A 6,879-nucleotide genomic window follows, 5' to 3' on the forward strand; every position below is an offset into this window, starting at 1 on the left:
GTGACCTCACACCGCCCGGTTGTTCCTTGGACTCACATGAGGGTGGGATGCGGAAACAGCGTGCATTATCGAACTAAGCGGATGGCACACTCGCCTTCAGCCAGGCACATAATTGTTCGCACTCACTTGCAGATAACTCCCTCAGAACTGTGAACCCCTGGAGAAGAATGAGAGCCCCGTCCTCAAAAGACATCTCTGCGAGCGCTTCACCTACTGCGCTTTGAGGATTAATGGCCTCTGGTGAGACAAGAAAATAATTACCCCGGGGCAATGAACTGGAATCGGCTTCAATGAGGATTGGGCCATCGCAGAGCGCTTTAATCTCCTCATAACGAAAATTCAACCTATAGGAAGCATCTGAGACAGTAACGTACCATCTTTTTTTTCGCCACCGGGCAAACATTCCATGAGAACTTACTTCATTAACACTGAAACACAGACTCCCAATGGTGAGAGGCATAGCAGTAGTCATAGCGGTACTCCTAGGAAAGCACTTGAGAGGCGGAGTTATCTGCTTTTAGGACTGCGGAACATCCGCGACAACGGCCGATAGATCGTCGATTCATCCCGCAGCAGGCAGGAAATAATGTAGCCGGTTAGCCACCCTAAAGCGATGGAAGTTAGGGCATTAATACCGGAAAGCATGGTTACCGTAAGTGCGGGAATACCGAAAAGAACCGCATAGACCTTCCACTTTCCACTGATTGCTGCCAAGAGTGCACCCACTCCACAACCACCAACGGCACGTAGGGTGATATCACCTATGCCAACACCGTACTGGAAAGGAACAGCCACCCCGTAAAGGAATGCGAGTGCACCAGCAGCAGCCCATGAAAGGACAAAGAAGTGGATGAGCCGACCAAGAGGCAGATCCTTAAGAGATGCGTACTCAACGGAGAGAGTCATGACACGACGCTCGGAGTAACACATGAATGTTGGGGCCCATATAAAGAACAGTGATCCCCCAACGATCATCCACGCCAGCGGTTCGACATGAAGACCCACAACTTCCAGCAAGCTGAAACCGAAAAATATCACGAAGAATGAGGGAATCAATGACCAAATGGGGGCAAGTGTCTGGAAGGCTCCACCAATCACAAGAAAGAAGAGCAGAGTGAAACCGCGTGACAACAATGCCTGCTCTATGGAGAGATCCCCTTGAGGCACCAGGAAAAGAACAATGACGAGGACTCCTGTAAGAATGAGGGGGAGCCTCGTGCGGATGGTATTCATTTGCGTTCTCAAGGTGAAGTCACCTGCTGGACCACAACATCGGCGCCGGAGCCAACGATTGATCCTGTGATCGCACTGCTGATGAGTCTGCCAGCATTTGGTCCGGTGGGGTTTACGAGGCCTGAAGCTGTACGCACACCAAAGTAGGAAGCTTGATTCAAAGTGGATGTACCGTGCTGATCTGGAACCAACTTACTAACGCCTATTGAGACAGCAGAGTTGAGACCTCCAGCTGTGATCATGGATTCCACGGATACTGGTTGACCATTGAGAATGTTGTTCGTTGCAGAGCCCGAAGCGCCAGCAACAAACTGAATCACTCCTGTGGCTCCCTTTGCAAACAGGGAAGTTGCGCCGTGTCCGAATTGTTGGGCGATCGTCCCCCCAGCAGGGCCAGCGGCGCCACTGATTCCGCTGGCAAGCCCCCCAGAGAGGAAAGCGGCAAGATAGCCCTGAGGCGTAGGATTCTCGGCGGTCAGGCCATAGGTGAGAGCGGAGCTTGTCCCACCCACACCAGCATTGACCGACGTCATCGTACCCAATGCCCTTGCGCCATTTGCTGCCTTGGAGAGGCCGGCTGCCCACCCACCGAAGGCTCCTGTGACCCCACCGATGAGCGTTTGAATCCCAACCTGTCCCCAGTCGACTTTTCCATTAAAGTACTTCTGCATCAAGATGCTTGAACCTCCACTCAATGCAGCACCACTTGCTGCCATGAGTGCGATGCCAGCTGGGCCCCCAACGCCAGTACACATGAGGCCAAAACCGACGACCATCGCCGCTCCACCAGCAATGTATTCCCAGTTGTTCTTCGTCCATTCCCAGGCTGAGCCCAGCGCCCCCCGTGTGTTAATTGTCGAAGCATAGGCTTGCAAATCTGCATCTGTCACCGGATTGAGACCGAGCGGATCTAAAAGGTTCAGCGGATTATTCGCAGCATAGTTATAGGGGTTGCTTTCCCAAATCGCACCAGCTGGCGCAAGCACGGGATCTTGAGAGAGGAAGCCCATGGATCGTGGATCATAAACCCTATGCCTTAGCCATTCCATCCCGTCAACAATGAGTGAGCCATGCCCTGTCATACCCAGGTTTGGATGTGGAGAGGTAAGGATAGAGGTAACATCCCAGGGGTTCGTTGCGGGGGCGTGGCGGAACTGTCGCCACTGCGAATCGGGCTGTCGACCTCCGATGACGGTAGTGACACCGGGCAGACTCAGAACAGGTAACGTGCCGACGCTGGTAAGGCGATGGATGTCCCATGAGATCGGAGTATTGTCAATCCGAGAAAGCTCTCCAAGCGCATTGACCCACAGATTGGTCTTGTTCTGTTGGCCTGTGGGACTATCCCAGGTGATGTCTTCAAGCCACCCTCGAGGATCCCACGAGAAAGTCTTGACACCATTGTGGCCTTTTTCTGTCACTCGCTGGCCGGATGCATTGTAGGAATATAGTGTTGGTTCACTATTCATCGGCGCGATTGAAGTGAGCTGACCGGCTTCATTGTAGGCGTAGCGAGTGGTGACGGTGTTGTCACAAGAGGTGACCAAACGCCCAGCCTCGTCATACTCCCAGGTGGAGTTTTCGCCCATTCCCGACAAAGACACGAGTTGGTTCGCATCGTCATAGCCGTAGTCGACTTTCCCCTCCTGATAGGAGAGGGTGATAACTCTACCCCAGGTGTCACGCTTAACCTGGGTGGTAGTTGTACCGACCTTCGTGCGGTGTATGTGTTCTGCCAACCAGCCCTCGAGGTAGCGGTAGTCGTCAGCATGTTGATCACGTCGAATACTGAGCAGACGTCCACTGGCATCATGTTGCAGATCAATTCGTCCCAACTGGCTGTGGCGCACAACGATGAGCTGCCCATTCTTGTCGTACTCGTAACGGGTGATGTCACCGTTGATATCACGATGCTGCGTGACACGACCATCCTTGTCATAGCTCCACGTGTGCTCAACACCATCATCTCGCCGTGCGATTAGGCGGTTCAAACTGTCGAAAATGAGTTCGATGTGATGCTCAATGTTGTGATCGGTGTAATCACAGATGCGCAGAGTTCGCAGATCCTCACTAATCTCAATACGGCTCAGAAGATGATCATTAACATAAGTAGCTCCCGCGAGAGAGTCATCTTCATAAACAAAGGACAGTCGTGTTCCATCCGGTGCTTGCGTGCCTGTTGGTAGTCCCGATGGGTCGAAGAAATACTGGGTCTGTGCGCCGACGGGGTTGATGACACGTACGCATTGATTCAGATCGTTATAGGCGTACTGAGTGCGACCGCCGGACGGGTGCGTAACAGCGACGACGCGCCCGCGCTCGTCGTAGTCATAGTGCGTCACTCCTCCGAGACCGTTAGTCGCAGCCACCATCTGACCACTGGCATCGTAGGAAAAACGACGGATACCCATCAGAGAATCACGTTGATAGATCAGACGCCCGCATGCGTCGTATGAAAATACAAACTTCCCGTTCCCAGGGAGAGTAGCTGAGAGAAGTCGCCCGCAACGATCGTAGGAGTAGCTACCTCTCTCGCCAGTAGGCAGAGTGAAACCCGTGACACGAGAGTCGATGTCGTAGTGGTAAGTCGTAGCATTGCCAAAAGCATCGCCGATACTCTCAATGCGCCCACACGCATCATAGGTATAAACAGTAGAGACTTGTTCTGGGCTCACATGTTCAATGAGTCGACCAGCAAGGTCACGGCGCAGGAGGGTCAACCCACCCTCGGCATCCACAATCTCGATGATGTTTCCAGCAGCATCACGCGTATATAACTGTTGAGAGTTGTCAACAGAACTCTCTCCGATTGGACGCCCATAAGGGTCACAAAGGATCTTTCCTGTCTGTCCACTGTCACGGTAGTGGAACTCTCCAGTGATGGGGTTAAAACCCTGTGATGAGATGCGCCCGGAAGGATCACGGCTCTCTGTCACTCTTCCGCTCGGATTGTATTCCCACGACCACTGTGCACCTTGGGGCGCACGCATGGCCGTCAGACGCGATAAAGTGTCGTACTCAAAGAGGTATTCGGCACCATCAGGCAAAGTGAGGCTTGATATATTTCCGAGATCGTCGTATGCACAGGCCGTTGTTCGAAGCAGAGGATCAATAACCCGTGCCAGAGCTCCATGGTCTCCATATGCGTATGTCGTCCGAGCACCGACAGGGTTAGTCATTGCGGTTTTACGCCCGTACGCATCGTATTCAAAAATCCATGTGGCACCTTCAGCATCCCGATAAGCTGTCAGGTTGCTCGAATCGTCGTAGGTGTACTCGCTACTCGCACCGGAGGGGGTGATCGCCTCAATGACACGTCCCCGACTGTCACGGATAAGGCGAGCTATGGCACCATCAGCATTTTCAATGCCTTCGAGTTCGCCGTGGGCGTTGTATAGGAGTGAGAGTGTCACCCCAACAGGGTCGACTACTCGACGCAGGATTCCCCCTTCCCATTCGAGATAACTCACGCCTCCTAGAGCGTCATGAATCTCAGAAGGGTCTCGCTGATCGGCAGCATAGACGTAGCTGATATGGCTGCCTTCTGCTGTCACGATGTCGGTGAGACGATCATGCTCATCCCAAGCAAAAGTGAACTCGCCTCGCGAGGGGAGGACAGTGCGTACACGCCGCCCTCGCTGGTCGTACACGTGAACGGTAACTGCTCCCTCACGGTCAGTAACCTGCACGAGGTTCCCATGACCGTCATAGGACATTGATTGGCGATTTCCCGCAGAGTCGACAACTCCAATAAGTCGACCAAAACGGTCAGCGATCCAGGTATCCGACCGAGAGCCATCATGATCGGAGACGGCGGTAACACGTCCAGGAAGGTAAGCGAAACGGACACGTCGGCCATGCGGGGTGATTTGTGAGATGACTCTGCGCCGGTCATCGTAGGTATTGATGACCTCAGCGACGTTTGCACTGTTCCTGACCTCAATAAGTAGGTTGTTAGTGTCCCACGTGTAGCGCCGCGTGTGCTCTGGTGTTGTGACATTCACGAGGCGAGAGCGATCGTCGTAACTGTAATCTGCGCTGCGCCCATCGTTGGAAAGTGCTTTAACTAGCAGACCGTCACGATAGGTGAAGTCAACTCGGCGCCCGTTCTCGTGAACAAGAGCAGTGATCGTGTCGGCATCACGCTCTGCCCAAAGCCACGTGGAAGATGAATCGCGGCTGGCAAGCCACTGACCTTCAGGCGTAAAGACCCATGCGCGTCCGGCATTGTCGTTTACTACCCACACGGTGGCATTGTGAGATTTTTCTAGCGGGAAGCGAATGTCAGCATCTTTGGTGAGCCAAAAATTTGCGTGATCTGCTCTGACAGTCGATGCAGTGGCGGACGCAAAGGAGATATTTCCACCATCTGCTTGAACCCATACGATGCTCTCATCGTCAACCAGAAGACGCTGCTGGAGAGTACTCGCCCAACCTATGCCGAGAACACCACAATCCTCGGATAGGGAGTTGTACATGCGGGTGACATTGAGTTCTGCCGCCAATCCTGTAAACGCAATGTCACATTCCGGTTCAATGAAGTTTCCCGTTACGGTGTTTACTGGATCCAGTGCGTACCCCGTGTTGGGATCAAAACCAGAAAGGGCAGCAGGAGGAACATCAAGGTCGTCACGGGAAGCGCTAACATTTGCAGCCTTCAACGCGTTGTAGATCGCAGAATCCTCAAGGGTCGAAACGTTGTTTTCGCCGCCTGCAGCCGCGAAAGCGTCCGCGACGGTTCGGAGCCATTTCGCGTCCTCGCCATGGAGTCCACACCATGTATTGAAGTTAGTCACAAGGGCTGAGGCGTCAAGCGTACCGTAGCAGCACACAGAAGCGAAGCCGTTGAGCTTATTCTGTAGAGTGATGCGAATAGCGAGGCCCACGCTGGCATTATCAATGGCGTGGGATGCTGAACGAAGATTGGACGGTCGCGCAGAGGACACTGACTGCCCAGTAGATCCTCCCACTCCTGGGAGGGGAAGCTCTCGAGGTCGTGAAGCGGCGGGAGAAACATAGGGGGTGGGAAGAACGTCGCTCGCAAACCTCGGAGGGGCTTCCTGGCCAAAAACCCAATCCCAACCCTTCTCCCACCAGTCATCATGGCGCGCAAGATACTCGCGCACTTGACGACGCCGCGCGTTTTCTTTGGTGGCTTCAGAAATAAGGTGGTCGACCGCGTTCGCTGCGTCGTCAAGCGCGGTTGCTAGTGCTGCCCCGTCATTGCGAGCAATCTGCATATTGCGGGCGAAAACTTCAGAAAAATGGCCTTCAAAGTCTTTTTCTGCCGTTAGTTGAGCCGCGGCTCGGGACGATTCGTAGTCGCGTGTCTTTTGTGCCGCTGAGCGGAACAATGCAGCAAGGTCGCGTGCATAGGAAAAGTCGAACACGACATCGGTCTCGTAGTCACCAAAGTTGGGCATAACTCACCGTTCGAAATAGTGACGGGCTTGGAATATGGGGGGTGAACTAGTTGATCACTTCTGGGCTGAGCATGTGATCTACGTAGAGGTGTGGCACATAGGCAAAGCGAGCAACGATACCTTTACTATTGTCCGCCGCCTGCTTGGAAGATGTTGGTCGAGATCTGCTGGAGCTGGCCACGTAGTTCTTCCAGTTCAGTCTTGGCCTTCTCAAGGGCAGCGC

Annotated in this window: 2 protein-coding genes; both read right to left on the reverse strand. The window is 53.6% G+C overall.

The genetic code is table 11. From position 1 onward, the window contains the following. Positions 1-507: 507 nt before the first annotated feature. On the reverse strand, positions 508-1,233 hold the full coding sequence (locus EII11_RS04060) for a hypothetical protein (RefSeq protein ID WP_124868882.1): 726 nt from the start codon (positions 1,231-1,233) through the stop codon (positions 508-510). Positions 1,234-1,241: 8 nt separating this feature from the next. Next, complete coding sequence (locus tag EII11_RS04065) at positions 1,242-6,656, reverse strand: DUF6531 domain-containing protein (RefSeq protein ID WP_124868885.1); 5,415 nt, start codon at positions 6,654-6,656, stop codon at positions 1,242-1,244. Positions 6,657-6,879: the final 223 nt, after the last annotated feature.

The organism is Schaalia canis (assembly GCF_003858455.1).
Lineage (GTDB): Bacteria > Actinomycetota > Actinomycetes > Actinomycetales > Actinomycetaceae > Pauljensenia > Pauljensenia canis.